We start from the raw sequence: 24,590 nt of genomic DNA on the forward strand, positions 1-24,590 counted from the left end.
CCGGGGCCCGTGGACCCGGGGTCACACCGGCCGGGTGCGGGCCAGCAGCACCGCGACGTCGTCCTGCTGGGCGCACGGCAGCAGCATCCGCAGGATCCCCTCGCACAGTTCCTCCAGGGGCTGCTCCACCCGGTTCAGGGCCTCCGCCAGCTGGGCCATCCCCTGGTCGAGGTCCCGGTCCCGGGCCTCGATCAGGCCGTCGGTGTAGAGCACGAGCAGGCTCCCCGGCGGCAGCCGTACCTCCTCCGTGCGGAAGTCCTGCCCGCCCGTGCCCAGCGGGGTCCCGGGCGGGCCGTCGAGGAAGGCGATGGCTCCGTCGGGGGTGACCACGGCGGGGGGCGGGTGGCCGGCCCGGGCGATCACGCAGCCGCCGGACGCCGCGTCGTGGACGGCGTACACACAGGTGGCCATCTCGTCCTCGCCCAGGTCGGCCACGACGGCGTCGAGCGAGCGGAGCAGCTGGGCCGGGGGCACGTCGTGGCGTGCGAGGGTCCGTACGGCCGTGCGCAGCTGCCCCATGACGGCGGCGGCGTGGACGCCGTGGCCCATGACGTCCCCGATGACCAGCCCGGTCCGGCCGCCGGGCAGCGGGATGACGTCGTACCAGTCCCCGCCGACGTCGTGGTCGCTGGCGGGCAGGTAGCGCCCGGTGAGTTCGAGGCCCGGGACCTCGGGCAGCTCGCTGTTGGTGAGGCTGCGCTGGAGGGTGAGGGCCGCCTGGCGCTGGAGGGTGTACATCCGGGCGTTGTCGATGTTGAGGGCCGCGCGGGCGACCAGCTCGTCGACGAGGATGCGGTCCTGCTCGTCGAACGGTTCCCGCTCGCGCGTACGGGTCACGGCGACGGCGCCGAGCACGGTGCCGCGGGCGACGAGCGGGACCAGGCGGGCCGAGCCCAGGGTGGCGAGGTAGGTGCGCAGGGCCTCGGCGCGCGGGGAGGTGATCAGGGCCGGGATGTCGGCGAGGTAGAGGTTCATGGGCCGTCCCTCGGCGATGACCTGCTCGTAGGTGGTGCCCATGGGGATCTGGAAGGTCTGGCCGGGGGCGAGTTTCGCGGTGGGGGCGGTCGGGTCGGGGAAGTGGGCGGCCAGCCGGCGCAGGACACCGCGTGTGGAGGCCGCGTGGACCGGGCCCTCGTCGGGGAGCAGGACCGCTTCGAGCAGCTGGACGTCGGCCGAGTCCGCGAGCTGCGGCACCAGCACGTCCACGATTTCCTGGGCGGTCTGGTGGAGGTCCAGGGTGGTGCCGATGCGGGTGCCCGCCTCGGCGAGCAGGGCGAACCGGTGCCGGGCCCGTTCGGCGTCGGCCTGGGCCCGCTGGCCCTCGGTGATGTCGATGAGCGAGGCGATCACCCCGAGGGCCCGGCCGGAGCCGTCCAGCAGCGGGGCGTACGAACAGGACCAGGTCCGGTCGTTCTCCGGGTCGGCGGGGGTCCGCCCGGTGCGGCGGACGTCGACGACGGCGGTGCCCCGGTCGAGGACCTGCTGCATCGTCGCTTCCAGCGCGAGGGCGTTGACCCCGGGGACCACCTCGGTGAGCCGCTTGCCGAGGTGCTCGGCGGCGGAGACGCCGTTCATCCGGGCCAGGGCGTCGTTGACGCGGAGGAACCGCAGGTCGGTGCCGAGGGTGGCGAGACCTATGGGCGACTGGGTGAACAGGCTCTGGAGAGCGGCGAGGGAGTCCCGCATGTGGAGCACCTCGGAGGTCTCCACGGCGATGAGCATGGCCCCCGTCCGGCCCTGGGGGTCGACGGCGGGGACGATCCACATCTCCATCGGGACGCGGTGACCGTCGCGGTGGCGCACGGGCAGGGTGCCGACGACGGTCTCGCCGGACTGGACGCGCCGGGTCAGCTGGTCGGCGAGCTCGTGGTTGGCCTCGGGGACGAGCATGGCGCTGCCGGGGAGGCCGATGATGTCCTCGGGCCGGTGCCCGAGCAGGTCCTGGGCGGCCAGAGACCACTCCACGATGCGCCCGTCGGCGTCCTCCCGCCACAGGGCGATCGGCAGCAGCTCGTTGAGTACGCCCGCGTACCCGACAGCCGCGGCCGACGGGTCCGGCACCTCGCTCGTCGCCTGGTAAGTGTCCAACGCACCGACCTCACCCCGGGGGGCCTGATTCCTACCGATTCACCCTATCCGAGGCATGCGCGCGGGGCTCTGTCTCGGCCGGTCCCGGCCGTGGCGCGGACCACCCGGCCCTCCTCGTGCGCATCACCCGCGTCGCTCATACGACCACCACCTCGGCGCAGGCCACGGGGTTGCAGCCGTAGCCGCGGGCGTTCCACGGGGCCTGCGGCGGCTGGGTGTCGCCGTGGGCGTCGGTGGCGCGGGAGACCAGCCGGTACGGTCCGGGCTGCTGCGGCGTCCACCGGTACGACCAGCTGCTCCAGCCGTAGGGGCCGGCGGGCGCTTCGAGGAGGGCCTGGTGCCAGCCGCGCTCGCGGTGGCGGTCGTCGTCCTCGTACTCGGCGCGCACCTCGACGCTCCGCAGCGGCACCCCGCCGCCCGACCAGGCGCGGCCGCGGACGAGGGTCTCGTGGCCCCGGCACACGGCCGTGTCCGGTTCGGGCTCGGTGATGAGCGACTTGACCCGCACGTTCGTCACCGGGCCCTCGGGGGTGCCGCGGGGGGCCACGTAGAGGTACTCCTCGCTCTGGAAGACACCGGCGAACGGGCGGGTCACGGCCCGGGCTCCGACCAGCCACTTCACGTCGGCGACCGCGTAGCGGCCGGGGACCACCAGGCGGACCGGGGCCCCGTGCTCGGGGGTGAGCGGCTCTCCGTTCATGCGGGTGACGAGGAGGGTGTCCGGGTGGAGGGCCACGGCGAGCGGGAGGCTGCGCTCGAAGGCCGCCCGGTGGCCGCGCACCGCGCCGGAGTCGGCCCCGGTGAAGACGACCTCCACGGTCGGCGGACCGATCAGGGCCCGCTCGGCGAGGAGACGGAAGGGCACTCCGGCGAAGTGCGCGCAGCCCACCGCCTGCTGGCCCCAGGGCAGGCCGGGCGGGCGGGGTGTCATCAGGCTGCGGCCGTTGCCCGCGCACTCCACCACGACGTCCAGTTCCCGGTGGTCCATCGCGAGCAGCTCTGTGTAGCCGATGGCGAAGGGGGCGGCCGCGGCGCCGCCGATCCGCAGCCGCCAGCGGCCGGGTGGGGTGCGCGGGATGCCGAAGTGGTCGCGTACGAAGAAGGCACCGACGGGGGTGACCGGCTCGGCCAGCGCGGCCGAGGGGGTCTGGGCGTTGTACGGGTCTGCGGTGACGGTTTCGGGCGCCCAGACCGTGGCGCCGGGCCCTCGGGCGGGTCGCGAAACGGGCCATGTGGTCATGGCGGCACCTTCCGTCGGGCTCGTGGCGGGCGCGACGCGGATTTCTTTACAGACTACGTCCGAACAAAGCCTTGACTGGGTGCGAATTGGGAGGAAACTCATCAATACACCGGATAACCGGAAAGAGCCGCACCTCCCTCTGGAGACGTCCTCAGGCCCGCGTGACCCTTGTCCAGGCTCTGGCCAGGCCCCCGGCAGCACTTGTCGACCAGGGGAGCCATCGGCGACGGCGGATGGCTCATGGAATCGACGGACTGCCGGGGACTGTCATGTCCTCTGCGGCCATGCCCCCCATGCCCCCTGACCGGGCCTTACGCCTGAACGGCTTTACGCCTGAACGATGGCGGCCGGTCCGGACTGCTGCTGCCGCGGGAGCGTCGGGAGCGTGCGGGGTGCTTCGGCCGTGCCGAGGACTCCGGCGATGCCCCGGGCGAGGCAGGGGATCCGGTGCGCCGGGATGCCCGCGATGTTGATCCGCCCCGAGGTCGTGCCGTAGACGGCGTACTGCCTGCGCAGCCGGAGCATCTGCTGCGCGGACAGCGGCAGCATCGAGAACATGCCCTTCTGCCGGGCGAGCGAGCGCGCCTGGTCGGCGCAGCCGAGCGCGCTCAGGTGGGCGACCAGATCGGCCCGGTTGTCCATGATCCGGCCGCGCATGACCTCCAGCTCCGCGCGCCAGGCGGCCCGCAGCCCGTCGTCCTCCAGGATCGTGGTCACCACGGCCGCGCCGTGCTCGGGCGGCATCGAGTACAGCGTCCGCGCGGCGTTCTGCAGGGCGGTCTCGGCGTGCCGGACGGCCTGGGTCGAGGCGCCGAGCACGATGGCGCAGCCGACGCGGTCGCTGTAGAGGCCGAAGTTCTTCGAGCAGCTGACCGCGATCAGCATTTCCGGCACCCGCGCCGCCAGCATCCGCGTGGGCAGCAGGTCGGCCTCCAGGCCGTCGCCGAGCCCGTGGTAGGCGAGGTCGACGAAGGGCACCCAGCCCCTGCGGGCGGCCGATTCGGCGAGCGCCTCCCAGTCGTCCAGCAGCGGGTCCACGCCCGTGGGGTTGTGGCAGCAGCCCTGGAGCAGGACCACGTCGTCCCGTTCCGCTTCCTGCAGTTCCCGCAGCACGCCGGCCGTGTCGAAGCCGCCCTCGGCGTCGCGCCAGCCGTACGGGCGCACGCGCAGCCCGGCGGCCTCCAGGATGGGCCGGTGGTTGACGTAGGCCGGATCGCTGATCCACACCGTGGCGCCCGGGCGGGTCCGGCAGATCAGGTCGGCCAGCAGCCGCAGCGCGCCGGAGCCCGCGACGGTCTGGACGGCCGCGGCCCGGTCGGTCGGGCCGGCCGGGCCCAGGACCAGCTCCAGCAGGGAGCGGTTGAAGACCGCGTTGCCGGAGAGCCCGCGGTACTCCTTGGAGTCGGATCGCTCCGCCAGCCGGATCTCGGCCTCGCGCACGGCGGTCATGACGGGTGTGGTGCCCGTCTGGTCCCGGTAGACGCCGAGGACGAGGTTGAGGCGTTCGGGCCGCTCGTCACTGCCGAACTCGTAGGTCAGGTCCCACAGCGGGTCGGTGGGCGGCGTGGGGAGGAGCTCAAGCATCTGCGGGAACCTTGGGTCGTGGGCGGCGGTTGGCGAGGACGACGCCGGCGGTGATGAGGGGTACGCCGACGAGTACGGCGAGGGTCGGCGTCTCGCCGAGCAGCGGGACGGCGAGCAGGACGACGGCGACGGGGCTGAGGCTGCCGACGACGGCGCTGCGCTCGGCGCCGAGGCGGCGGATGGCGAAGGCGTACAGCAGGCCCGCGCACAGGCCGACCCCCAGCCCCTGCACGACGAGGAACAGCGCGATGTCGCTGCCCGCCGCGTGCGCGATGCCCGTGGGGAGCACCCCGGTCAGCACCAGGACCCCGATCACGGCGAAGGAGGGCAGGCACAGCAGTCCGATCGACCCGATCGGGTCGAGGCCGACCTCGCGCAGCCCCACGGTGTAGAGGGCCCAGAGGCCGCTGGCCACCAGGAGCGTGCCGGCGCCGGCGAGTACATCGGTGTCGACGGGGACGACGTAGCGCCAGACGAGGGCGGCCACGCCGGCCGCGATCAGGGCGAGCCCCGCGGCCTGTGTGCCCCGGGGGACGCCGTGGCCCCGGCGGATCATGATCGCGGAGACGAACAGCGGGACCATGCCGGGGACGATGGAGCCGACGAAGGCGGCGGACGTCAGCGCGCCGCCGTGCATCGCGGCCAGGAAGAACGGCACCCCGGCACCGCAGACGATCTTCACCGCGGGGCCCGGCCGCACCGCGGCGATGGCGCGCCGGCGCCGCCACAGGGCGGGGAACAGGACGACGAGGGGGACGCCGAAGCGCAGCAGGGCCGCGTCCGCGGGCAGCAGGGAGGAACCGCTCAGGGCCCGGGCGCTGAGCGCGAAGGCCGCCCAGATCGACACGGTGACCAGCAGGGCCAGCATGCCCTCGGCCTGTGGGGAGAGCCCGCGCCGGCCGGGGTGTCCGGCCTGCGGGCCCGCCGCATCGGGAGGCAGGGTCGCCCGGGTGGTGTTCGTCGCGACCAAGGAATTGCTCCAGCCTCTGAGACCCGGACCGGTCCGGTCCGTGCCTGGGCAACGCTAGAGCTTGGGGCGGGGCAGCCGATTGCCAGTTCTGCCTCTCGGGCATACGTTTGGGGCAGAATCTGCCAAGGAGTGACCATGGACGCAGTGGATCTGCAGATCATCAGGGAATTGCAGGCCGACGGGCGTCTGTCCAACCAGGACCTCGCCGACCGCGTCCGGCTGTCCCCGTCGCCCTGCCTGCGCCGGGTGCGGCGGCTGGAGGAGGCGGGCCTGATCCGCGGCTACACGGCCATGGTCGACCAGGTCGCCTTCGGGCTCCCGGTCACCGTCTTCGTCCGGATCCGCCTGGAACGCCACACGGCGGAGGCGGTGCGGCTGTTCGAGGAGCACGTCGCGGTCATCGAGCACATCCAGGACTGCTACCTGATGGCGGGCAGCAGCGACTACCTGCTCCGGGTCGTCATCGAGGACCTGGAGGCCTACGAATCCCTGGTGCGCCACCGGATCCACGCCATCCCCGGGATCGCCTCGATCGAGTCGAGCTTCGCGTTCGGCAGCGTCAAGCAGTCCCGGACCTACCCGCGGCCCGCCCCGGGTGCCTCCGTGCGCGCGCCGCGCTGACGGAGCCGGGCACACCTCAGGAGGCGGCCGCCACCGCCGTCTCGAAGGCCTCGTAGGCGGCCGCGTCGAAGAGCACGAACCGCACCTCCTGCACCTCGGTGGGGGCGCGACGCACCGTCTCCACCGCGATCCGCGCCCCGTCGTCCATCGGCCAGCCGTAGATGCCGGTGGAGATGGCCGGGAACGCGACCGTACGGGCCCCCAGCTCGTCGGCGATCCGCAGCGACTCGCGGTAGCAGGAGGCGAGCAGCGCCGACCGGTCCTCCTCGCGCGACCAGACCGGGCCCACCGTGTGGATGACGTGCCCGGCGGCGAGCCTCCCGGCCGTGGTGGCGACGGCCCGGCCCGTCGCCAGCCCCTTGCCGTAGTGCGAGCGCCGCAGGTCCTCGCAGGCCGCGAGGATCTCCGGTCCGCCGCGCCGGTGGATGGCGCCGTCGACCCCGCCGCCGCCGAGCAGCGAGGAGTTCGCCGCGTTGACGATGACGTCGGCCTTCTCCGCGGTGATGTCGCCGCGGACCAGGGTGATGCGCACCATCAGGAGCCCTTTCGCAGGTGCCGCCAGACCGCCTTGGCGGCGTTGTGCCCGGACATGCCGTGCACACCCGGGCCCGGCGGGGTGGCCGAGGAGCAGAGGAAGACGGCCGGGTGGGCCGTCGTGTACGGGGTGAGGGAGATCTTGGGACGCAGCAGGAGCTGGAGGCCCGAGGCGGCACCGCAGGCGATGTCCCCGCCGACGTAGTTGGGGTTGCGGGCGGCGAGCTGGGGCGGGCCGGCCGTGGCACGGGCGAGCACCAGGTCGCGGAAGCCCGGGGCGAAGCGCTCCAGTTGGGATTCGACGGCCTCGGTGAGATCGCCGTCCCAGCCCGCGGGGACATGTCCGTACGCCCAGAACACGTGCTTGCCCTCGGGTGCCCGGCCGGGGTCGACGAGGCTGGGCTGCGCGGTGATGAGGAAGGGCGCGCGCGGGGCCCGGCCGCCGGAGGCGAGCTGCAGGGCGGCGTCGATGTCCCGGGCGCGCGGACCGATCTGGACGGTGCCGGCGCGGCGCGGCGCCTCGGCCGTCCACGGGACCGGCCCGTCCAGCGCGTAGTCGAGCTTGAACACGGAGGCGCCGTACCGGTATCCGTCGTACGCGCGCCCCAGGCGGGCGATGCGGGCCAGCGCGGTCGGCGAGGTGTCGAAGACGTAGGTGCGGGCGGGCGGGAGGTCGTCGAGCCGCTTGACCTCGAAGCCGGTGTGGATGGTCCCGCCGAGGTCGCGCAGGTACCCGGCGAGGGCGTCGGACACGGACTGCGAGCCGCCGCGCGGCATCGGCCAGCCGTTCGCGTGCGCGGCCAGCGCGAAGACCAGGCCCACCGCGCTGGTGGCGATCCCGCCGAGCGGTGCGATGACGTGGGCCACGAGGCCCGCGAACAGCGCCCGTGCCCGTTCGTCGCGGAAGCGGCTCATGAGCCAGGTGGAGGGCGGCAGTCCGGTGAGCCCGAAGCGGGCGAGCGTGAGCGGATCCCGGGGCAGCGCGGTGCTGGGCAGGGACATGAAGTCCCGGGCCAGGGTGTCCCATTTGCCGAGGAACGGCCCGACCAGACGCCGGTAGGCGCCCGCGTCGCGCGGCCCGAGGGACGCCGCCGTCTCCGCGACCGAGCGGGACAGGACCGCGGCCGTGCCGTCGTCGAAGGGGTGCGCCATGGGCAGCGGGGGGTGCAGCCACTCCAGCCCGTACCGCTTCAGCGGCATCGTGGCGAAGACCGGCGAGCCGGCCCCCAGCGGGTGCACCGCCGAGCAGGGGTCGTGCCGGAAGCCGGGAAGGGTGAGCTCCTCGGTCCGGGCACCGCCGCCGACCGTGCCGGCGGCTTCGAAAACGGCCACCGAGAAGCCGCGCCGGGCCAGTTCGACGGCGGCGGTCAGCCCGTTCGGCCCCGCCCCCACCACGACCACATCGAGAATCGACGGCACTTGCGACTCCTTCGTCTCCGGCGGCGCCTGCGCCTCCAGGATATTCCGCTGCCCGGACCGTCCGGACCCGACCGGGCCCGCCCGGACCGTACCGGAACCGGTCAGGCGCCCCGGAGCAGCTCCCGGATGCGTACGGTGGTGGCCTCGTCGCGCCCGACCGCGAACGGCAGCGCGTTGTCCCGGTCCACCCGGAAGGGGACCCCGTCGACTGTGCTCTGCGTCCCGCCGGCCTCGGCGACCAGCAGCAGCCCGGCCGCGTGGTCCCAGGCCGAGGGCCAGGTGAAGGCCAGGCCGTCCATCTCTCCGCGGGCCACCTTCAGGTACTCCAGGCCCGCCGAGCCGCAGGGGCGGGCCGCGACCCCGGGTACGTCCAGCCGGGCCAGCGTCCGCTTGTTCTCGTCGCTCGTGTACAGCGGGTGGGCGATGGCCACCCGCAGCGCGGCGCCCGGCTCCGGCGAACCGCAGTGGATCCGCTCGCCGTTGACGTACGCACCCTGCCCGCGCACGGCTGTCGCCAGCTCCTCCAGTGCCGGGGCATAGGTCCAGGAGGCGAGGATCTCCCCGCGCAGGGCCAGGGCGACGAGGGTGCAGAAGGCCGGGTCGCCGTTCACGAACTGGCGGGTGCCGTCGACGGGGTCGACGATCCACACCGGGGCGTCCGCGCGCAGCGCCGCGTACACCCCGGGGTCGGCGTGCACGGCCTCCTCGCCGACCACGGCGGAGCCGGGCAGCAGCCGCGTCAGGGCGGCCGTGAGGTACTCCTCGGCCTGGCGGTCGGCCACGGTCACCAGGTCGTGGGGGCCGTTCTTCTCGTCGACCTCGTGCTCGGCGAGCTGCCTGAATCTCGGCATGATCTCGATCGCCGCCGCCTTGCGGACGGCCTCTTCCACATCGGACAGGCCATGGGCCAGGAACTCATCGATCATGCCTCCAGCAAAGCACGCCCGACCGACAAACCCCACCGCCATTCCCGTACCGGCTCCTGGACACCGGGTGTCCAGGGGGTGAACCGGCCCCGGGGTGGCCGGGTCGAGCGCGCCCTCGACCTGCGTGAAAGCCGGAGCGGGCCGCCTCCCACGCGGAGGCGGCCCGCCGGGCGGACGTGGTGGGTCGGTCAGTCGCGCAGCACCGGGATGACGTGCTGGCCGTACGCGTCGATCGTGGCCTCCCGTGCGTCGTGCATGTCGTAGACGGCGAACTGGTCGACGCCCAGGTCGCGCAGGGCCCGCAGCTTCTCGATGTGCGCCTCGGCCGGGCCCAGCAGGCAGAAGCGGTCGACGATCTCGTCGGGGACGAAGTCGGTGGACGGGTTCCCGGCCCGGCCGTGGTGGCTGTAGTCGTAGCCCTGTCGGGCCTTGATGTACTCGGTGAGCTCGTCGGGGACCATCGAGGAGTGCTCGCCGTAGCGGCCGACGAGGTCCGCGACGTGGTTGCCGACCATGCCGCCGAACCAGCGGCACTGGTCGCGGGCGTGCGCGAGGTCCTCGCTCACGTACGCGGGCGCCGCCACGCAGATGGTGATCTCCGCCGGGTCGCGGCCGGCCGCGACGGCGGCCTCGCGGACCGACTTGACCATCCACTCGGTGAGGTAGAGGTCGGCGAGCTGGAGGATGAACCCGTCGGCCTTCTCCCCCGCCAGGGCCAGGGCCTTCGGCCCGTACGCCGCCATCCAGACGGGGAGCTTCCCGTCGCGGACCCACGGCAGGCGGACCGGGTTGCCGTCCACCAGGGCCTCGCGGCCCTCGGCCAGGTCCCGGATGACGTCGATGGCCTCGCCCAGGCGGGCCAGGGTGTTGGGCTTGCGCCCGGCGACGCGCATCGCCGAGTCCCCGCGGCCGATCCCGCAGACGGTGCGGTTGCCGAACATGTCGTTGAGGGTGGCGAAGGTGGAGGCGGTCACCTCCCAGGTGCGGGTGCCGGGGTTGGTGACCATGGGGCCGATGTGCAGCTTGCGGGTGTGTTCCAGGATCTGGCTGTAGATGACGAACGGCTCCTGCCACAGCACGGCGGAGTCGAAGGTCCAGCCGTAGCGGAAGCCGTTGCGCTCGGCGCGCTTCATGAGGCTGATGACCTGGGATGCGGGCGGGTCGGTCTGCAGGACGAGGCCGAAGTCCATGGGGCGGCTCCTTGACGCTTTACAGGTACTGGCAGGTGGAGCGGGGGACGAAGGCCCCGTGGCCGGCCCGGCCGGTGAATTCGCGCTGGTCGATGACGAGTTCGCCGCGCGAGAGCACGGTGTCGACGCGTCCGGTGATCCGCCTGCCCTCGTACGCCGAGTAGTCCACGTTCATGTGGTGGGTCTCGGCGGAGATGACCTGCTCGGCGTGCGGATCGTAGAGCACGATGTCGGCGTCGGAGCCCGGCGCGATGGTGCCCTTCTGCGGGTAGAGGCCGAACATCCGGGCCGGGGTCGCACATGCGATCTCGATCCAGCGTCGGCGGCTGATGTGCCCGTCCAGGACGGCCTGGTGGAGGAGGTCCATACGGTTCTCCACGCCCGGCAGCCCGTTCGGGATCTTCGAGAAGTCCCCGCGGCCCAGTTCCTTCTGGCCCCGGAAGCAGAAGGGGCAGTGGTCGGTGGAGACCACCTGGAGGTCGTTGGTCCGCAGGCCCCGCCACAGCGCCGCCTGGTGTTCCCTGGGCCGCAGCGGCGTGGAGCAGACGTACTTGGCGCCCTGGAAGTCGGGCTCCTCCAGGTTGTCGGTGGACAGGAAGAGGTACTGCGGACAGGTCTCCCCGAAGACCGGGAGGCCCTTGTCGCGGGCGGCGGCGAGCTCCGCCACCGCCTCCTCCGCCGAGACGTGGACCACGTACAGCGGGGCGCCCGCGACCCGCGCCAGCTGGATGGCGCGGTGGGTGGCCTCGGCTTCGAGCAGCACCTTGCGGACCTCACCGTGGTGACGGGGGTCGGTCTCCCCGCGCGCCAGGGCCTGCTCGACGAGGACGTCGATCGCGATGCCGTTCTCGGCGTGCATCATGATCAGCCCGCCGTTGGCGGCGCCGCGCTGCATGGCGCGCAGGATCTGCCCGTCGTCGCTGTAGAAGACGCCGGGGTAGGCCATGAACAGCTTGAAGGAGGTGACCCCCTCGCCGACGAGGTGGTCCATCTCCTTGAGGGTTCTCTCGTTGACGTCCGAGAGGATCATGTGGAAGGCGTAGTCGACGGCGCAGTTGCCGTCGGCCTTGGCGTACCAGGTGTCGAGTCCCTCGCGCAGGGAGTGGCCCACGCTCTGCACGGCGAAGTCGACGATGGTGGTGGTGCCGCCCCAGGCGGCGGCTCTGGTTCCGGTCTCGAAGGTGTCGGAGGCCGAGGTGCCTCCGAAGGGAAGTTCCATGTGGGTGTGCGCGTCGACCCCGCCGGGGATCACGTACTTCCCGGTCGCGTCGATCGTGCGGTCGGCCGTCCAGGCTCCGGCGGCCGCCGAGCCGTGTGCGGCCAGCGCCGCGACGCGGCCGTCCTCGATCAGGACGTCCGCGTGCAGTTCGTCGGAGGCGGTGACGACGAGGCCGCCGCGGATCAGGGTGCGGATGCTCATGTGATCCCCCTACTGGATGCTGCGCAATGCCTGTTCGAGGATCTCGGCGCCCTCTTCCGCCTCGGCGACGGTGAGGGAGAGCGGCGGCGCGATGCGCAGCACGCTGGTGTTGTACCCGCCGCCCTTGCCGAGCAGCAGGCCCCCTTCGCGGGCCGCCTCCAGGACGGCGGCGGCCGCGTCCGGGTCGGCCTCGTCCGTGCCCGGCTTCGTGAGTTCGAGTCCGGCCATCAGGCCCCGGCCGCGGATCTCCCGTACGGCGGGGACGGTGGCGGCGATGGCGCGCAGCCGCTCCAGGAGCAGGCCGCCGACGCGGCGGGCGTTGCCCTGGAGGTCGTGCTCCAGCAGGTACGCGAGGTTGGCGACGCCGGCCGCCATGGTGATCGGGGAGCCGCCGAAGGTGGAGATGGAGTTGGAGTCCAGGCAGTTCATCACCTCGGCGCGGGCCACGACCCCGCCGATGGACATGCCGTTGCCGATGCCCTTGGCGAAGGTGAGGATGTCCGGCGGGCCGTTCTGGGCGTGTGCCTGCCAGCCCCAGAAGTTGTCGCCGGTGCGGCCCCAGCCGGTCTGCACCTCGTCGCTGATCCACAGGATGCCGTGGCGGTTCAGGACCTCGCGGAAGGCCCCGTAGAGGCCGTCGGGCGGGGAGGTGAAGCCGCCCACGCCCTGGATGGGTTCGGCGATGAGGGCGGCCACTCCCCCGCGGGCCTGGCCGAGTACGTCTTCCAAGTCCCGGGCGGCGGCGGCGGTGAAGGCGGCGTCGTCCAGGTGGGCGAGGGGGCCGCGGGTGCGGACCGCGCCCTGGACGTAGTACGTCTGCAGCGGCGAGAGGCTGGTCGGGGACCAGCCGCGGTTGCCGGTGATCGAGACGGTGGAGAAGGACCGGCCGTGGTAGCTGTTGCGCATCGCCAGGATCTGGTTGGAGCGGCGGTACGTCGTCGCGAGCAGCAGGGCGGTGTCGTTGGCCTCGGTGCCGGAGGTGGTGAAGAAGACCCGGGCGTCGGGGATGCCGGAGAGGGCGGCGACCCGCTCGGCCAGCTCGATCATCGGCCGGTTGAGGTACAGGGTGGAGGAGTGGATGATCCGTCCGGCCTGCTCGGACACGGCCTTGGTGACCTCGGGCAGGGCGTGGGCGGTCATCGTGGTGAGGATGCCGCCGAAGAAGTCGAGGTAGCGGTTGCCGTCCGCGTCCCAGACGTGGCGGCCCTCTCCGTGGGTGAGCTCGATGGGGTGCTTGTAGTAGAGCGCGAGCCAGTCGGGCAGGACGGTGCGGTGGCGGCTGTGGAGCGGGGTCGGGTTGGTCACGGCTGTACGAGTCCTCCGTAGGCGTCGGGTCGGCGGTCGCGGTAGAAGGCCCACTGGTCGCGGACCTCCTTGATCAGGTCGAAGTCGAGGTCGCGGACGACGAGTTCCTCGTCCTTGTCGCTGGCGACCTCCCCGACGAACTGGCCGCGCGGGTCGACGAAGTAGCTGGTGCCGTAGAAGTCGTTGTCGCCGTACTCCTCCTGGCCGACGCGGTTGATGGCGGCGACGAAGTACTCGTTGGCGACGGCGGAGGCGGGCTGCTCCAGCTGCCACAGGTACGCGGACAGGCCTCGGGAGGTGGCGGAGGGGTTGTAGACCAGCTGGGCTCCGGCCAGGCCCAGTTGGCGCCATCCCTCGGGGAAGTGGCGGTCGTAGCAGATGTAGACGCCGATCCGGCCGACGGCGGTGTCGAAGACGGGCCAGCCGAGATTGCCCGGACGGAAGTAGTACTTCTCCCAGAAGCCTTTGACCTGGGGGATGTGGTGCTTGCGGTACTTGCCCAGGTAGCTGCCGTCGGCGTCGATGACGGCGGCGGTGTTGTAGTAGAAGCCCTCGCTCTCCAGCTCGAAGACCGGTACGACGATCACCATGCCGGTCTCGCGGGCGAGGTCCTGCATCCGGCGTACGGTCGGGCCGTCGGGGACGGCCTCGGCCCAGCCGTAGTGCTCGGGCTCCTGGACCTGACAGAAGTAGGGGGCGTTGAAGACTTCTTGGAATCCGATGATCTGCGCGCCCTGGGCGGCTGCCCGGCGGGCGTGCTCCTCGTGTTTGGCGATCATCGATTCGGTGTCTCCGGTCCAGGTGGCCTGGACCAGCGCGGCGCGGACGACTTGGGCCATGAGCTGCTCCTCGCGACGGGAACGCCGAGTTCTACGCACGTAGACGGTATGCGTAGGGAGTAGAACGTAGGCCTCGTCACAGCGTGGGGCAAGACCGCCGTGCGCGGTTGGAGTAGTCGATCACGTTACGTCGCCCCGCGGTCGAATGCGGTCAGGAGACGGACGGGTTAAGTACCCCTACGCGTCGGCGATGCCCGCCACCCGCAGGGCGTGGACCAGGTCGCGGTGCCGGGGCCCGGGCAGCGCCCGGGCCGCGCGGAGCAGTCGCGGGGCGAACCACCGCGGGTCGTGCCGGGCCAGGCCCGCCGCCTCCTCGGCGGTGCGCACCCGGACGAAGGCGCCGAGCAGGGCGTCGGCCTCGCGGATCCGGCCGGCCCCGTCGAGGGCGAGCGCCGCGGCCGCGACCTCGGCGGCCGGACGGGCGGCGCCCTGGCGCAGCAGGGCGTCGCTGTCGGCCTCCCGGCCGGCGGCGCCGAGGGCGGCCGCGGCCGCCGCGAGCCGCTCGGGCGGAAGCGAGGAGGCCTCCCACAGCAGGGTGGCCCAGTCGGCCGCGAGCCCCGCCCGGGTCAGCTCGGCGGCGAGTGCGGGCAGGTGCTCGGCGGGCCGGGCCGCGGCCTCGCACAGCAGGACGTGCGCCTCACCGCTGCGGCCCTGGGCGCGCAGGGCGAGCAGGGCGGCGGCGACGGCTCCGGGGGCGCCCGCCGCGGGCCCTGCCCGGTGCTCGGGACGCGGTACGGGGCGGGGCGCGGCCTCGGAGGGGCCAGGGGCCTCGGGTGCGGGGGCGTCCGGGATGCCGAAGCGGGCTCCGCGCGGCGCGGGGAGCGCGGCGCCGGGACCGGAACCCGGCGTGCCGTCCCCGGCGGGGTGCCCGGGCGGCGGAGTGAAGGCCGGGGCCTCGGGGGCGGCCGAGCCCGCGTACCGGGCGCCGCCGGCGCGCCGCGCACCGCGCAGCCACCGCCCCTCGGCCCGGCCGACCGGCGCCTCGGCGCGGGCGGGGGGCTCCTCGGCGACGGGCGCTTGCGGCGCGGTGTCCGGCCCGGCGCTCGATTCCATGCCCGGCCCGGCACTCGACCCGTTGCCCGGCCCGGCGCCCGGTTCGGCGTGCGCCTTCCGCTGCCGGGGCACCCCGGGCAGCCACTCCGCGGTCTCCGGCCGCGCCGGCCACAGCCCGTCGGGGCCCGCCCGCAGGGCCCGCAGGCGGGCAGCCAGGTCTTCGTGCCTGGCCACGGCACGGGCCACGTCGTCCTGGGCCCAGGAGAGTTCCCGGGTGAGGGCGTCCGTCTCGGTCCGGTCGGCGGCCCTGCCGAGCCGTACCGTCAGGCTCCGCAGGGCCGTCTGCGCATCGGCCCGCTGTGCCACCGCCGCCGCGATCAGGGTCCGCAGCTCCCCCTCGCCGCCCGGCAGCCGGTCCCACACGGCGACGGCCGCCGCCCGCAGCTGGGCCGCGTATACGGTCTCCCGCGTCGCGAACTCCGCCCCCCGCGCCCCGGCCAGGTCCCGCAGCAGCGATTCCACCACGTCCCAGGGGGGCATCGCCGTCCCGTCGAGACAGGCCTTCATCCCCTCCGGATCCCGGCGCAGGAACTCCCCGTACCAGCCTGCCCCGGGATCCAGCCTCTGCGTCAACCCCCGCAAGTACCCCGAGAGTTGACTGATCGCCAGCGAAGTCGCGGTCTCCATGACCGCATTGGATCCCACCCGTGTTACGGGCGGGCTACGGGAGTCTCAAAGCTTGACGGCGATCGCGGTGTGCGGACGCTTGCCCCGGCGGGCCAGGGCGGCGGGCACGTCCACCAACCAGAACTGCCAGCCGTACTTGCGCGACATCAGCTTCCGCACCCGCCGCAGCCCCGCCTCGTCGAGCAGCCGGGCCTCGCCCTCCCGTGTCTGCGCCCCTTCTTCGACGCGCCCGCGCATGTCGCAGGCGGTGACGGTGACCCGCCCGTTGGTGCGGATCCGCTTGACCTTCCACGAATCGCTGCGCGTCCACACGTACAGCTCACCCCCGTCCGCGACCGCCCACACCGGTGTCGCCACGGGCGTGCCGTCCTTGCGGAAGGTGGTGAGACTGACGTACCGCGCCCTGCCGAGCTCTTCGAGATCCATGACCGCACCCTAGGGGGTGTCAGGCGGGCGGGGTCTCTGCGTGGCTGACCGTTTCCCAGGCCACGAACAGCTCGTCCGTCCCGGCCGGACGCGTCTTCTCGACCAGGGCGCGGGTGTACGGGAGCTTCGCGCCGGTCCGCGTCTCGTAGTGGTGCAGGGCCACCTCCAGGTCGGGCCCCATGGTCCGCTCCACCTTGCCCCCGCACAGCCACGGCGGGGCCTCGGCGCCAAGCTGGTACTTCGCGTGGAACTCCAGCGCGGTGCGCAGCCGGGCGGACTGCTCGCCGTACAGGTCTACGCCCTGGTGCCAGGCGGTCTCGGCGATGTGCGCGGACGCGGCGAGCGCGTAGCCGACGTGCATCAGGTTGCGGCAGGTCTCCTGGGCGATGCCGTCGACGTAGGTGCCCTGGTCGAACCAGTACGCCTTGACCTGGGCGGCCGTCTCGATGGCGGCGTACGGCGGGGCCATCGGGCGCGGGCCGTCCATCCGGAGGTAGAAGTACGCCGGCACGCGCGCCCGGAACCGCTCCAGGGACTCCCGGAAGATCACCTGGTCCTCCAGGAAGACGGCGATGGAGACGGCGGCGTCGGTCATGGCCAGTTCCCAGTTGCCGTTGTAGGCGGGGACCTGGGTGCGCACGGCCGGCAGGTAGGCCTTGCGCAGCATCTCCTTGAACCGGGTGACCTGGGGCTCCTCCCAGTTCGGGTAGTCGGCGTGCACGATCTCGGCGGCCCGCGCCCAGCTGGATCCGGACCAGGCGGCCTGGAGTCCGGCGTTGTCCTCGCGGTGCCTCTTCATCACGGCCGACCAGGCGTCCATGATCTGTACGGCCTTGCGCGCGTGGGCGGTCCTGCCGTTCACCGACCACAGCAGGGCGTGGGTGTAGGCGGCGATCGCGTCCTGCCGTTCGTCGAGGCAGGACTGCGGTCCGCTGTTGAAGGGGCAGGGCACCACGTCGGCCGGGTGCGGGGCGTAGTCGAGCGAGGCGTAGCGGCTTCCGAGGAGGGCCCGGTACGCGGAGAGCCAGGGTTCCTTGCCGGCCGCGACCATCTGCTTCGCCTGCCGAAGCTGGCCGTGGCTGACGACGACGCCGGGGTGGCGGAAGACCACCTCGCCCGCGCGGGGGCGGCCTTCGGGGGCGGCACACGCCGCGAGCAGCAGGCCGCCCGCGAGGAGGGCGCCGACGACTGCGAAACCGACTCGCTTGGATGCGTTCATGGCTGACACGCCTTCACGCTTGCCCCGCGCTCCGGACCGCCCACCGCCGATTGGGCCGTCTGGCCGCCGGGCCCGCCCGAACGGCAGGCCGGGACACGCCTCAGGCGGGGACGACGGCGCAGCGTCGCAGCAGGTCGTCCAGGGAGAGGCCGAGGGCCGCGGCGAGGGCGGCGACCGTGAAGAAGGCGGGGGTGGGTGCCCGGCCGGTCTCGATCTTGCGCAGGGTCTCGGCGGAGAGCCCGGCGCCGGCCGCGACCTCGACCATGCTCCGGTCGCCGCGGGCCTCGCGCAGCAGGACGCCGAGCCGCTCGCCGCGCTCGCGCTCTTCGGGGGTGAGGGGGGTACGGACCATGCCGTCATCCTACCCCGCACACCAATAACTATCCCGTTATTTTTATACCGGTATAGTTATTGGCATGGTGAAACTGAAGACGGACCGAGAGATCGACGAGATGCGGGCGACGGGCCGGGTGGTCGCCCGCGCCCTGGCCGCCGTACGGGAGGCCGCCGACGTGGGGGTGTCCCCGCTGGACCTGGACCGGGTGGCCCACGAGGTGCTCCGCGAGGCCGGCGCCACCTCGCCCTTCCTGGGCTACCGGCCGCAGTTCGCGCCGGTGCCCTTCCCCGCCGTCCTGTGCCTCTCGGTGAACGACGCGATCGTGCACGGCATCCCCGGCGACGCCCCCCTGCGGGACGGCGACCTGGTCAGCGCCGACTTCGGTGCGCTGCTCGGCGGCTGGGCCGGGGACGCGGCCATCAGCTTCACGGTCGGCCGGGCCCGCCCCGCCGACCTCCGGCTGATCGAGACCTCCGAGGCGGCCCTCGCCGCCGGGATCGCCGCCGCCGTGCCCGGCAACCGGATCGGCGACATCGCCCACGCCATCGGCACCACCTGCCGCGCCGCCGGGTACGGCGTCCCGGACGGCTTCGGCGGCCACGGCGTCGGCCGCACCATGCACGAGGACCCGGGCGTGCCCAACGAGGGCCCGCCGGGACGCGGCATGAAGCTGCGCCCCGGCCTGGTCCTCGCCATCGAGCCGATGCTGATCGCGGGCGGTACGGACGACTACACCTGCGACGCGGACGGCTGGACCCTGCGCACCGTCGACGGCAGCCGCGCCGCCCACTCGGAGCACACGGTCGCGATCACCGCCGACGGTCCGCGGATCCTCACCGCCCTCTGAACCGCCTCCCGCACCGCACCCCGATCGCCTCCGAACCGCCCTCCGGTCCCTACGGCTTCCCGTGCGGGCGGACCACCATCGCCGAGCCGCCGCCCCGGCGGCTGGTCTCGGCGGCCGCCAGCCAGCGGCCGTCGGGCAGCCGCTGCACGCCGGTGGCCGCGCCGATCTCCGGGTTCTGCCGGAAGCCCTGGCCGATCGCCTCCAGCTCCGCCCGCAGCGGGCTGTTCCACAGGCCCGGTTCCAGCTCGGTGGTGGTCTGGTTGCGCTGGCTGGCCCGCGGCGCGGCGATCGCGTCGACGAGCGGCAGCCCCCGATCCAGGTGGCCGATCAGGGTCTGCAGCACGGTGGTGATGATGGTGGCGCCGCCCGGGGAGCCCACCGCGAGCACCGGGCGGCCGTCCTCCAGCACGATCGTCGGGGACATGGAGGAGCGCGGCCGCTTGCCGGGGCCGGGCAGGTTCGGGTCCGGGACCCCGGGCGCGGCCGGGGCGAAGGAGAAGTCGGTCAGCTCGTTGTTGAGCAGGAAGCCGCGTCCGGGAACGGTGATCGCGCTACCGCCGGTGGACTCGATCGTCAGGGTGTAGGAGACCACGTTGCCCCAGCGGTCGGCGACCGTCAGGTGCGTGGTGTTCTCCCCTTCGTACGTGGTCGGGGCGGCCTGGCCGGAGCCGCCGCAGGCCGCCGGGTGGCGCGGGTCGCCGGGGGCCAGCGGGCTGGTCAGCGTACGGTCCGGCGCGATCAGGCAGCCGCGCGAGTCGGCGAACCGCTGCGAGAGCAGCTCACGCGTGGGCACGTCCACCGCCGCCGGGTCACCGACCCAGCGGCCCCGGTCGGCGAAGGAGATCCGCGAGGCCTCGATGAAGCGGTGCAGGTACTGCGTGTCGGACAGTTTCGAGAGGTCGGTCCGCTCCAGGATGTTCAGCGCCTCGCCGACGGTGGTGCCGCCGGAGGAGGAGGGCGCCATGCTGTAGACGTCCAGGCCGCGGTAGCTCACCCGGGTCGGGTCCTGCCGCTTGGTCGCGTACGCGCGCAGGTCGGCAGTGGTCAGGTCGCCGGGGCGGACCTTGCGGGTGGCCGCCGGGTCCACCGGGGGTGTGCGCACCGCCCGGACGATGTCCTCGGCGAGGGGTCCGCGGTAGAGGGCGCCGGTCCCCTTGCGGCCGAGTTCGGCGTAGGTGGCGGCGAGGTCGGGGTTCTTGAAGGTGGAGCCGACCACCGGCAGGGCGCCGCCCGGCAGGAAGAGCTTCGAGGTCGCCGGGAAGTCCTTGAAGCGGTCCTGGTTGAGCTCGGTCTGGGCCCGGAAGGTGCTGTCCACCGTGAAGCCCTCGCGGGCCAGTTTCTCGGCGGGTTTCAGCAGGGTGGCGAGCGGGCGGGTGCCCCAGGCGTCGAGGGCGCTCTTCCAGGTGGCGGGGGTGCCGGGCACGCCGACCCCGCGGCCGCTGGTCTGGCCCTCCGCGAAGGGGATGGGGAGGCCGTTCTCCTGGAACAGCGCCTCGGTGGCCGTGGCGGGGGCGGTCTCGCGGCCGTCGACGGTGTGCACCCGGTGCGAGCGGGCGTCGTAGTAGACGAGGTAGCCGCCTCCGCCGATGCCCGCCGAGTAGGGCTCGGTCACCCCGAGCGCGGCGGCGGTGGCGACCGCCGCGTCCACGGCGTTGCCGCCGGAGCGCAGGACGGCGATGCCCACGGCGGTGGCGTCGGCGTCGACGCTGGCGACGGCCCCGCCGTAGCCGGCGGCGACCGGCACCTTGGCCGGCGGGGTGGTCGTGGTGGGCGGGGCCGCGGCCCCGGTGGAGACGAGTGCCCCGGCGAGGGCGACGAGCGCTAACTGACGTGCGGCGGGAGCACGCATGCGGTTCCTCCGGTCGACGGCCTGTCAGGTCTGGTTCGCGCAGCGTAACTTCACCGCACCCCCCGCGTCAGGAAGGCGGCCCGGCCGCTACCATCCGCCGCATGAACGACGACGTGCGCAACATCGTGCTCGGGGTGATAGCCACCGCCGTCAGCGGCGGGTTCGGCTGGTTCGCCCGGACCTACCTGTGGCGCCGTACGCTGCGCCGCAAGCAGGGGTTCTTCGGACTGCCGGCCGGCGCCGAGTGCCTGTTCGTGGTCAACCGGCAGATGGGCGGCAAGGAGTCGTCGGTGCACCGCAACGACGCGTTCGCGCTGCTGGAGATATCCGCGCTGATCAAGGACTGCGGTGCCAACGTGCAGATCGTCACGCACGACGAGGCGCGTCAGGGCTTCGGCGAGCGCGCCGAGTTCTGTGTCGGCGGCCCGACGTCCAACACCCGTACGGTGGCGCACCTGGCTTCGATGCTGCCGGGGGTACGGGTGAACGTCGACACCCAGGAGCACGCGGACCGGGGCGCGATCCAGGTGGGCGGCGAGAGCTACCGGTGGGCCAAGGGGCGGGTGGAGTACGTGCTGCTGGCCAGGCTGACGGGCGCACAGGGCGGCCGTCCCGTCTTCCTGCTCTCCGGGCAGACGGCGGTCAGCAACCAGGCCGCCGCCCGCTATCTCGCCCGCCACCACGAGCGGCTGGCCCGCACGTACAAGGAGGATCCCTTCTGCCTGGTGCTGAAGGTGGTCAACTCCGATGCCTACGGCCCCGATGTGACCGAGCTCGCGGCCGATGTCACCCGGGCCGCCCTGACACCCGAACCGGCAGCCGTGTGATCCCGTTGATGAAGTTGGAGACCAGCCTCCGGGGCGGTCCCGCCAGTTCCGGCGCGGGCATGGCCGCGCACCACTCCTCGTAGAGGATGCGCAGCTGGAGCCGGGCGAAGTGGGCGCCGAGGCAGACGTGCGGGCCGTCCCCGAAGGAGACGTGCGGGTTGGGCGTCCGCGCCAGGTCGAGGCGGCCGGGGTCGGTGAAGGCGCGCTCGTCGTGGTTGGCGGAGGCGTGGAAGACCACCACCTTCTCCCCGGCGCGGATGGATCGCCCGGCCAGTTCGGTGTCGACGGCGGCCGTGCGGCGGAAGCTGAGCACCGGCGGGTGAACGCGCAGGAGTTCGTCGACGGCCCGGTCGAACGGGACGGTTCCGTCCGCGAGCCGGCGGTAGGCGTCCGGGGCCCCGGCCAGTGCGAGGAGGCCGCCGGGGGCGGCGCTGCGTACGGTGTCGTTGCCCGCGACGGTGAGCAGGAAGAAGAACATCTCCAGTTCGGCCGGGTCGAGTCCGGCCTCGGCGAGGGCGGTCATCACGTCGTCGCCGGGGTGGGTGCGCTTGTGTCCGGCCAGTTCGCGGGCGTACGCGAACATCTCGCCGAGCAGGGCCGGGGAGCGCGGGTTGAGCGGTGTGCCGTCCGGCCCGGGGAGCGGCGCCGGGGCGTCGTCGGGGTCCTGGTACCCGATGATCCGTACGGTCCACTCCAGCAGCAGGGCCCGGTCGGCGGCCGGGACACCCAGCAGGTCGGTGAGGTTCAGCAGCGCGTACTCGTCGGTGACCGCGCGTACGAGATCGGCGGCGCCGTCCTCGGCGTCCTGGCGGGCGGCGGCGAGCAGGGCGCGGGCGCGCTCCCGTACCCGCCCGGCGAAGGCGTCGACGCGGGCGGGGGTGAAGGCGCGGGACACCAGCCGCCGCAGCCGGCCGTGCTCGGGTGGGTCCTGGTTGAGCATGGTGCGGCGCAGGAAGGGCAGGTCGGCCGGGTCGGGGTCGCGGATCTGGGTGGCGCCCAGCCAGGAGGAGTACGTCCGGTGGTCGCGCAGGACGCGTACGACGTCGGCGTGCCGGGTGACGGCCCAGAAGCCCGGGCCGGCGGGCCATCCCTGGATCTCCGGCTCCGCCTGCCAGGTCACGGGGTGCCGCTCGCGCAGCAGCCTGTAGCGCTCGTGCGGGATGCCGGCGGCGTAGATGCGGGGGTCGAAGACGTCGGGGACGTCCGCGGCGTGGTCCATGGGGCCACCGTGACGGGTGGGCGCCCCCGGCCGCAAGGGTGCGGCCCCGCGGGCCGGGGGTGCGCCGTGCCGGTCAGCGCTTCCGCTCGCAGTCGGCGGCCGGGAGGGTGGTGTCGGAGCCCTGCAGGACGACGGGGCTGAGGGTGTCGGTCACGACCGCGGCGCCGATGGTGCACACGAGCTGCATGCGGGCCAGGTCCGACAGGTTGCCCACGGCGAACGGCACCCGGACCGTCGTTCCGTCGTGCGTGTACGGGCTCACCGCCAGCTGTTCCTCCTGTCCGACGGGCAGCTGGGGCAGCGCCGTGGTGAGCCCGACCTCGCCGGCCCGGCCGCGGGGGCCGTCCAGCAGCAGCCGCAACAGCACCACAGGGTTGAGTCTGTAGCCCTCCGACAGACTGAAGGGGCTCGGGACGAGCCGATCGCCCTCCTTGGACACGAAGTAGAGGAAGTTGCTCTTGTTGCCCCCGGACATCCTGACGGTGGCGGCGTGACCGCTGTCGATCACCCCGGTGCGTTTGATCCCGCATCCGGTGAGCAGCAGGGCGCAGCTGACCAGCACTGCCGTGGCCGCGGCTGCCCGGGATCTCGTTCCGTGCCCGGTCACGCGTGGGCCTCCAGCGGCATGTCGAGGGTGAAGACCGCTCCCCCGGCGGGCCCGTTGGCCGCGAGGAGGGTGCCGCCGTGCAGGCGGACGTTCTCCAGGGTGATGGCGAGGCCGAGACCGCTGCCGGCGGAGCGGGTCCTGGCCGCGTCGGCCTTGAAGAACCGGTCGAAGATGTGCGGCAGTACCTCGGGGGCGATGCCGGGTCCGCTGTCGGCGACGTCGATCAGGAGCCGTGTGCCGTGCTCGCCCGGTGCCGTTCGTACGGTGACGCGTACGGGCGCGCCGCCGTGGCGGAGGGCGTTGCCGACGAGGTTGGCGAGGACCACGTCGAAGCGGCGCGGGTCGAGGCGGGCGCGTACCCGCTCGGGCAGTTCGGTGACGATGCGGTCGTCGACCCAGTGGCGGCGCTCCAGGGTCTTGCGCACGGCTTCGGCGATGTCCACGTCGTCGAGGTTGAGCTCGGCGGCCCGGGCGTCGAAGCGGGAGATCTCCATCAGGTCCTCGACGAGGACGGCGAGCTTGCCCGTCTCGGCGCTGACCAGGCGCAGGGCCTTGGCGGTGTCGGCGTCGAGGCGTTCGGCGTCCTCGTCGAGGACCTCGGTGACGGCGAGCATCCCGGCGAGGGGGGTGCGCAGTTCGTGGGAGACGTCGGAGGCGAAGCGGCGGGCGCGGACCTCCGCGTCCTGGAGCTCGCGCACGGACTGCTCCAGGGCGCGGGCGGTCTCGTTGAAGGTGCGGGCGAGTCCGGCGAGCTCGTCGGCGCCCCTGACCTCGATCCGGGTGTCGAGGCGGCCGCGGCCGAGGTGCTGGGCGGCCCGGCGCATGTCGCGGACCGGCCGCAGGACGCTGCGGGCGGCCAGCAGCGCGGGCACGATGGCGATGGCCAGCCCCGGGACGGCGCCCTGCTTGGCGGCGTCGACCATGGCCTCGACGGTCTGCTTCTCGGTGGCGAGCGGGACGCTGGCGTAGAAGACGGCGCCGGTGGCTTCGGTGGAGCCGTTGTGCTCGATGAGGGCGGGGACCCCGATGGTGAGCCACGGGTTGCCGCGCTGGTCCTCGACCCGCTGGAAGGCGGTGTAGTCGTTGCGGCGGACCTTCTCGCGCAGGTCGTCGGTGATCACGCTGGAGGTCGGTGTGCCGGGGTTGGTGGAGACCCGCACGCTGCCGTACTCGCCGAAGATGATCCACGGGTGCGGTTTGCCGCGCTTGCCGAGTTCGATGACGATGCGCTGGACTTCCTGCTGGTCCAGCGGAAGCCGGAACTCCTGCTGCTCGACCTGGTCCCGCAGGGTGCTGATGGCGGTGTCCTGGGTCTGCTTGAGGATCGCGTTGCGCGCCTGCTGGTAGGTGAGGGCGGCCGTGGTCACCGCGCTGATCGCGGCGACCAGCAGGAAGGCCGCGATCAGCCGGGTGCGCAGGCCGAGCGGCGCTATGCGTCGCACG

The 24,590-nt window shown here is 73.3% G+C and carries 22 protein-coding genes; 3 read left to right on the plus strand and 19 right to left on the minus strand.

Going from position 1 to position 24,590, the window contains the following annotated elements; translation table 11 throughout:
• Positions 1-21: 21 nt before the first annotated feature.
• The 4 genes from ACFY0D_RS16070 to ACFY0D_RS16085 form a co-directional block, all read right to left on the minus strand.
• Positions 22-2,088, minus strand: coding sequence for a SpoIIE family protein phosphatase (locus ACFY0D_RS16070; protein WP_390798913.1), 2,067 nt, complete (start codon positions 2,086-2,088; stop codon positions 22-24).
• 136 nt (positions 2,089-2,224) lie between these two features.
• Complete coding sequence (locus ACFY0D_RS16075; RefSeq protein ID WP_390798914.1) at positions 2,225-3,328, minus strand: molybdopterin-dependent oxidoreductase; 1,104 nt, start codon at positions 3,326-3,328, stop codon at positions 2,225-2,227.
• A gap of 327 nt (positions 3,329-3,655) precedes the next feature.
• Positions 3,656-4,912 (minus strand): aromatic amino acid transaminase, encoded by a 1,257-nt coding sequence (locus ACFY0D_RS16080; RefSeq protein WP_390798915.1) that lies wholly within the window; start codon positions 4,910-4,912, stop codon positions 3,656-3,658.
• Entirely contained in the window at positions 4,905-5,882 is a 978-nt protein-coding gene (locus ACFY0D_RS16085) for a DMT family transporter (RefSeq protein WP_390798916.1), read from the minus strand. Before ACFY0D_RS16085 ends, ACFY0D_RS16080 begins: the two co-directional genes overlap by 8 nt.
• A gap of 135 nt (positions 5,883-6,017) precedes the next feature.
• Here ACFY0D_RS16085 and ACFY0D_RS16090 point away from each other — a divergent pair, with 135 nt between their 5' ends.
• A complete protein-coding gene (locus ACFY0D_RS16090; RefSeq protein WP_390798917.1) occupies positions 6,018-6,503 on the plus strand; it encodes an Lrp/AsnC family transcriptional regulator in 486 nt (161 codons plus the stop codon).
• A 16-nt stretch (positions 6,504-6,519) separates the two neighbouring features.
• Here ACFY0D_RS16090 and ACFY0D_RS16095 read toward each other — a convergent pair whose 3' ends face one another.
• From ACFY0D_RS16095 to ACFY0D_RS16145, 11 genes are all read right to left on the minus strand, one after another.
• On the minus strand, positions 6,520-7,038 hold the full coding sequence (locus tag ACFY0D_RS16095; protein WP_390798918.1) for an O-acetyl-ADP-ribose deacetylase: 519 nt from the start codon (positions 7,036-7,038) through the stop codon (positions 6,520-6,522).
• The gene (locus tag ACFY0D_RS16100) at positions 7,038-8,456 is read right to left on the minus strand and encodes a phytoene desaturase family protein (RefSeq protein WP_390798919.1); all 1,419 of its coding nucleotides are present in this window, start codon (positions 8,454-8,456) and stop codon (positions 7,038-7,040) included. Before ACFY0D_RS16100 ends, ACFY0D_RS16095 begins: the two co-directional genes overlap by 1 nt.
• Positions 8,457-8,557: 101 nt before the next feature.
• The gene (locus tag ACFY0D_RS16105; RefSeq protein ID WP_301365014.1) at positions 8,558-9,382 is read right to left on the minus strand and encodes an inositol monophosphatase family protein; all 825 of its coding nucleotides are present in this window, start codon (positions 9,380-9,382) and stop codon (positions 8,558-8,560) included.
• Between the two features lie 188 nt (positions 9,383-9,570).
• Positions 9,571-10,572 carry a TIGR03842 family LLM class F420-dependent oxidoreductase gene (locus ACFY0D_RS16110; RefSeq protein WP_390798920.1) on the minus strand — a complete coding sequence of 334 codons (1,002 nt, stop codon included), beginning with the start codon at positions 10,570-10,572 and terminating at the stop codon, positions 9,571-9,573.
• A gap of 19 nt (positions 10,573-10,591) precedes the next feature.
• Positions 10,592-11,992 carry a dihydropyrimidinase gene (gene hydA / locus ACFY0D_RS16115; RefSeq protein ID WP_382550316.1) on the minus strand — a complete coding sequence of 467 codons (1,401 nt, stop codon included), beginning with the start codon at positions 11,990-11,992 and terminating at the stop codon, positions 10,592-10,594.
• Between the two features lie 9 nt (positions 11,993-12,001).
• Positions 12,002-13,297: an aspartate aminotransferase family protein gene (locus tag ACFY0D_RS16120; RefSeq protein WP_390798921.1), complete on the minus strand. Its 1,296-nt coding sequence runs from the start codon at positions 13,295-13,297 to the stop codon at positions 12,002-12,004.
• A complete protein-coding gene (locus tag ACFY0D_RS16125; RefSeq protein WP_189740752.1) occupies positions 13,294-14,136 on the minus strand; it encodes a nitrilase-related carbon-nitrogen hydrolase in 843 nt (280 codons plus the stop codon). The genes ACFY0D_RS16120 and ACFY0D_RS16125 overlap by 4 nt, the downstream gene beginning before the upstream one ends.
• A gap of 177 nt (positions 14,137-14,313) precedes the next feature.
• Positions 14,314-15,816: a hypothetical protein gene (locus ACFY0D_RS16130; RefSeq protein WP_390798922.1), complete on the minus strand. Its 1,503-nt coding sequence runs from the start codon at positions 15,814-15,816 to the stop codon at positions 14,314-14,316.
• A 45-nt stretch (positions 15,817-15,861) separates the two neighbouring features.
• A complete protein-coding gene (locus ACFY0D_RS16135) occupies positions 15,862-16,242 on the minus strand; it encodes a PPOX class F420-dependent oxidoreductase (RefSeq protein ID WP_390798923.1) in 381 nt (126 codons plus the stop codon).
• Positions 16,243-16,261: 19 nt separating this feature from the next.
• On the minus strand, positions 16,262-17,461 hold the full coding sequence (locus tag ACFY0D_RS16140) for an alginate lyase family protein (protein WP_390798924.1): 1,200 nt from the start codon (positions 17,459-17,461) through the stop codon (positions 16,262-16,264).
• A gap of 100 nt (positions 17,462-17,561) precedes the next feature.
• Positions 17,562-17,813 carry a helix-turn-helix domain-containing protein gene (locus tag ACFY0D_RS16145; protein WP_030714642.1) on the minus strand — a complete coding sequence of 84 codons (252 nt, stop codon included), beginning with the start codon at positions 17,811-17,813 and terminating at the stop codon, positions 17,562-17,564.
• A 64-nt stretch (positions 17,814-17,877) separates the two neighbouring features.
• On the opposite strand from ACFY0D_RS16145, the gene map reads away from it, so the two are divergent.
• Entirely contained in the window at positions 17,878-18,645 is a 768-nt protein-coding gene (map, locus tag ACFY0D_RS16150) for a type I methionyl aminopeptidase (RefSeq protein WP_390798925.1), read from the plus strand.
• 49 nt (positions 18,646-18,694) lie between these two features.
• Here map and ggt read toward each other — a convergent pair whose 3' ends face one another.
• Entirely contained in the window at positions 18,695-20,494 is a 1,800-nt protein-coding gene (gene ggt, locus ACFY0D_RS16155) for a gamma-glutamyltransferase (protein ID WP_390798926.1), read from the minus strand.
• Between the two features lie 101 nt (positions 20,495-20,595).
• On the opposite strand from ggt, the gene ACFY0D_RS16160 reads away from it, so the two are divergent.
• Complete coding sequence (locus ACFY0D_RS16160) at positions 20,596-21,321, plus strand: hypothetical protein (protein WP_390798927.1); 726 nt, start codon at positions 20,596-20,598, stop codon at positions 21,319-21,321.
• Here ACFY0D_RS16160 and ACFY0D_RS16165 read toward each other — a convergent pair.
• The 3 genes from ACFY0D_RS16165 to ACFY0D_RS16175 form a co-directional block, all read right to left on the minus strand.
• Positions 21,281-22,540 (minus strand): cytochrome P450, encoded by a 1,260-nt coding sequence (locus ACFY0D_RS16165; RefSeq protein ID WP_390798928.1) that lies wholly within the window; start codon positions 22,538-22,540, stop codon positions 21,281-21,283. The genes ACFY0D_RS16160 and ACFY0D_RS16165 overlap by 41 nt on opposite strands.
• Positions 22,541-22,613: 73 nt before the next feature.
• Positions 22,614-23,147: a hypothetical protein gene (locus tag ACFY0D_RS16170; protein WP_390798929.1), complete on the minus strand. Its 534-nt coding sequence runs from the start codon at positions 23,145-23,147 to the stop codon at positions 22,614-22,616.
• Entirely contained in the window at positions 23,144-24,589 is a 1,446-nt protein-coding gene (locus ACFY0D_RS16175; protein ID WP_390798930.1) for an ATP-binding protein, read from the minus strand. The genes ACFY0D_RS16170 and ACFY0D_RS16175 overlap by 4 nt, the downstream gene beginning before the upstream one ends.
• Position 24,590: the final 1 nt, after the last annotated feature.

This window comes from Streptomyces sp. NPDC001502, assembly GCF_042894785.1.
Taxonomy (GTDB): domain Bacteria; phylum Actinomycetota; class Actinomycetes; order Streptomycetales; family Streptomycetaceae; genus Streptomyces; species Streptomyces kutzneri.

Bases quoted from the DNA above. Each gene is read 5' to 3' on its own strand.
- ggt (WP_390798926.1), bottom strand. From the start codon at position 20,494: ATGCGTGCTCCCGCCGCACGTCAGTTAGCGCTCGTCGCCCTCGCCGGG.
- ACFY0D_RS16105 (WP_301365014.1), bottom strand. From the start codon at position 9,382: ATGATCGATGAGTTCCTGGCCCATGGCCTGTCCGATGTGGAAGAGGCC.
- ACFY0D_RS16130 (WP_390798922.1), bottom strand. From the start codon at position 15,816: ATGGAGACCGCGACTTCGCTGGCGATCAGTCAACTCTCGGGGTACTTG.
- ACFY0D_RS16125 (WP_189740752.1), bottom strand. From the start codon at position 14,136: ATGGCCCAAGTCGTCCGCGCCGCGCTGGTCCAGGCCACCTGGACCGGA.
- ACFY0D_RS16075 (WP_390798914.1), bottom strand. From the start codon at position 3,328: ATGACCACATGGCCCGTTTCGCGACCCGCCCGAGGGCCCGGCGCCACG.
- ACFY0D_RS16140 (WP_390798924.1), bottom strand. From the start codon at position 17,461: ATGAACGCATCCAAGCGAGTCGGTTTCGCAGTCGTCGGCGCCCTCCTC.
- hydA (WP_382550316.1), bottom strand. From the start codon at position 11,992: ATGAGCATCCGCACCCTGATCCGCGGCGGCCTCGTCGTCACCGCCTCC.
- ACFY0D_RS16095 (WP_390798918.1), bottom strand. From the start codon at position 7,038: ATGGTGCGCATCACCCTGGTCCGCGGCGACATCACCGCGGAGAAGGCC.
- map (WP_390798925.1), top strand. From the start codon at position 17,878: ATGGTGAAACTGAAGACGGACCGAGAGATCGACGAGATGCGGGCGACG.
- ACFY0D_RS16160 (WP_390798927.1), top strand. From the start codon at position 20,596: ATGAACGACGACGTGCGCAACATCGTGCTCGGGGTGATAGCCACCGCC.
- ACFY0D_RS16110 (WP_390798920.1), bottom strand. From the start codon at position 10,572: ATGGACTTCGGCCTCGTCCTGCAGACCGACCCGCCCGCATCCCAGGTC.
- ACFY0D_RS16145 (WP_030714642.1), bottom strand. From the start codon at position 17,813: ATGGTCCGTACCCCCCTCACCCCCGAAGAGCGCGAGCGCGGCGAGCGG.
- ACFY0D_RS16135 (WP_390798923.1), bottom strand. From the start codon at position 16,242: ATGGATCTCGAAGAGCTCGGCAGGGCGCGGTACGTCAGTCTCACCACC.
- ACFY0D_RS16090 (WP_390798917.1), top strand. From the start codon at position 6,018: ATGGACGCAGTGGATCTGCAGATCATCAGGGAATTGCAGGCCGACGGG.
- ACFY0D_RS16165 (WP_390798928.1), bottom strand. From the start codon at position 22,540: ATGGACCACGCCGCGGACGTCCCCGACGTCTTCGACCCCCGCATCTAC.
- ACFY0D_RS16080 (WP_390798915.1), bottom strand. From the start codon at position 4,912: ATGCTTGAGCTCCTCCCCACGCCGCCCACCGACCCGCTGTGGGACCTG.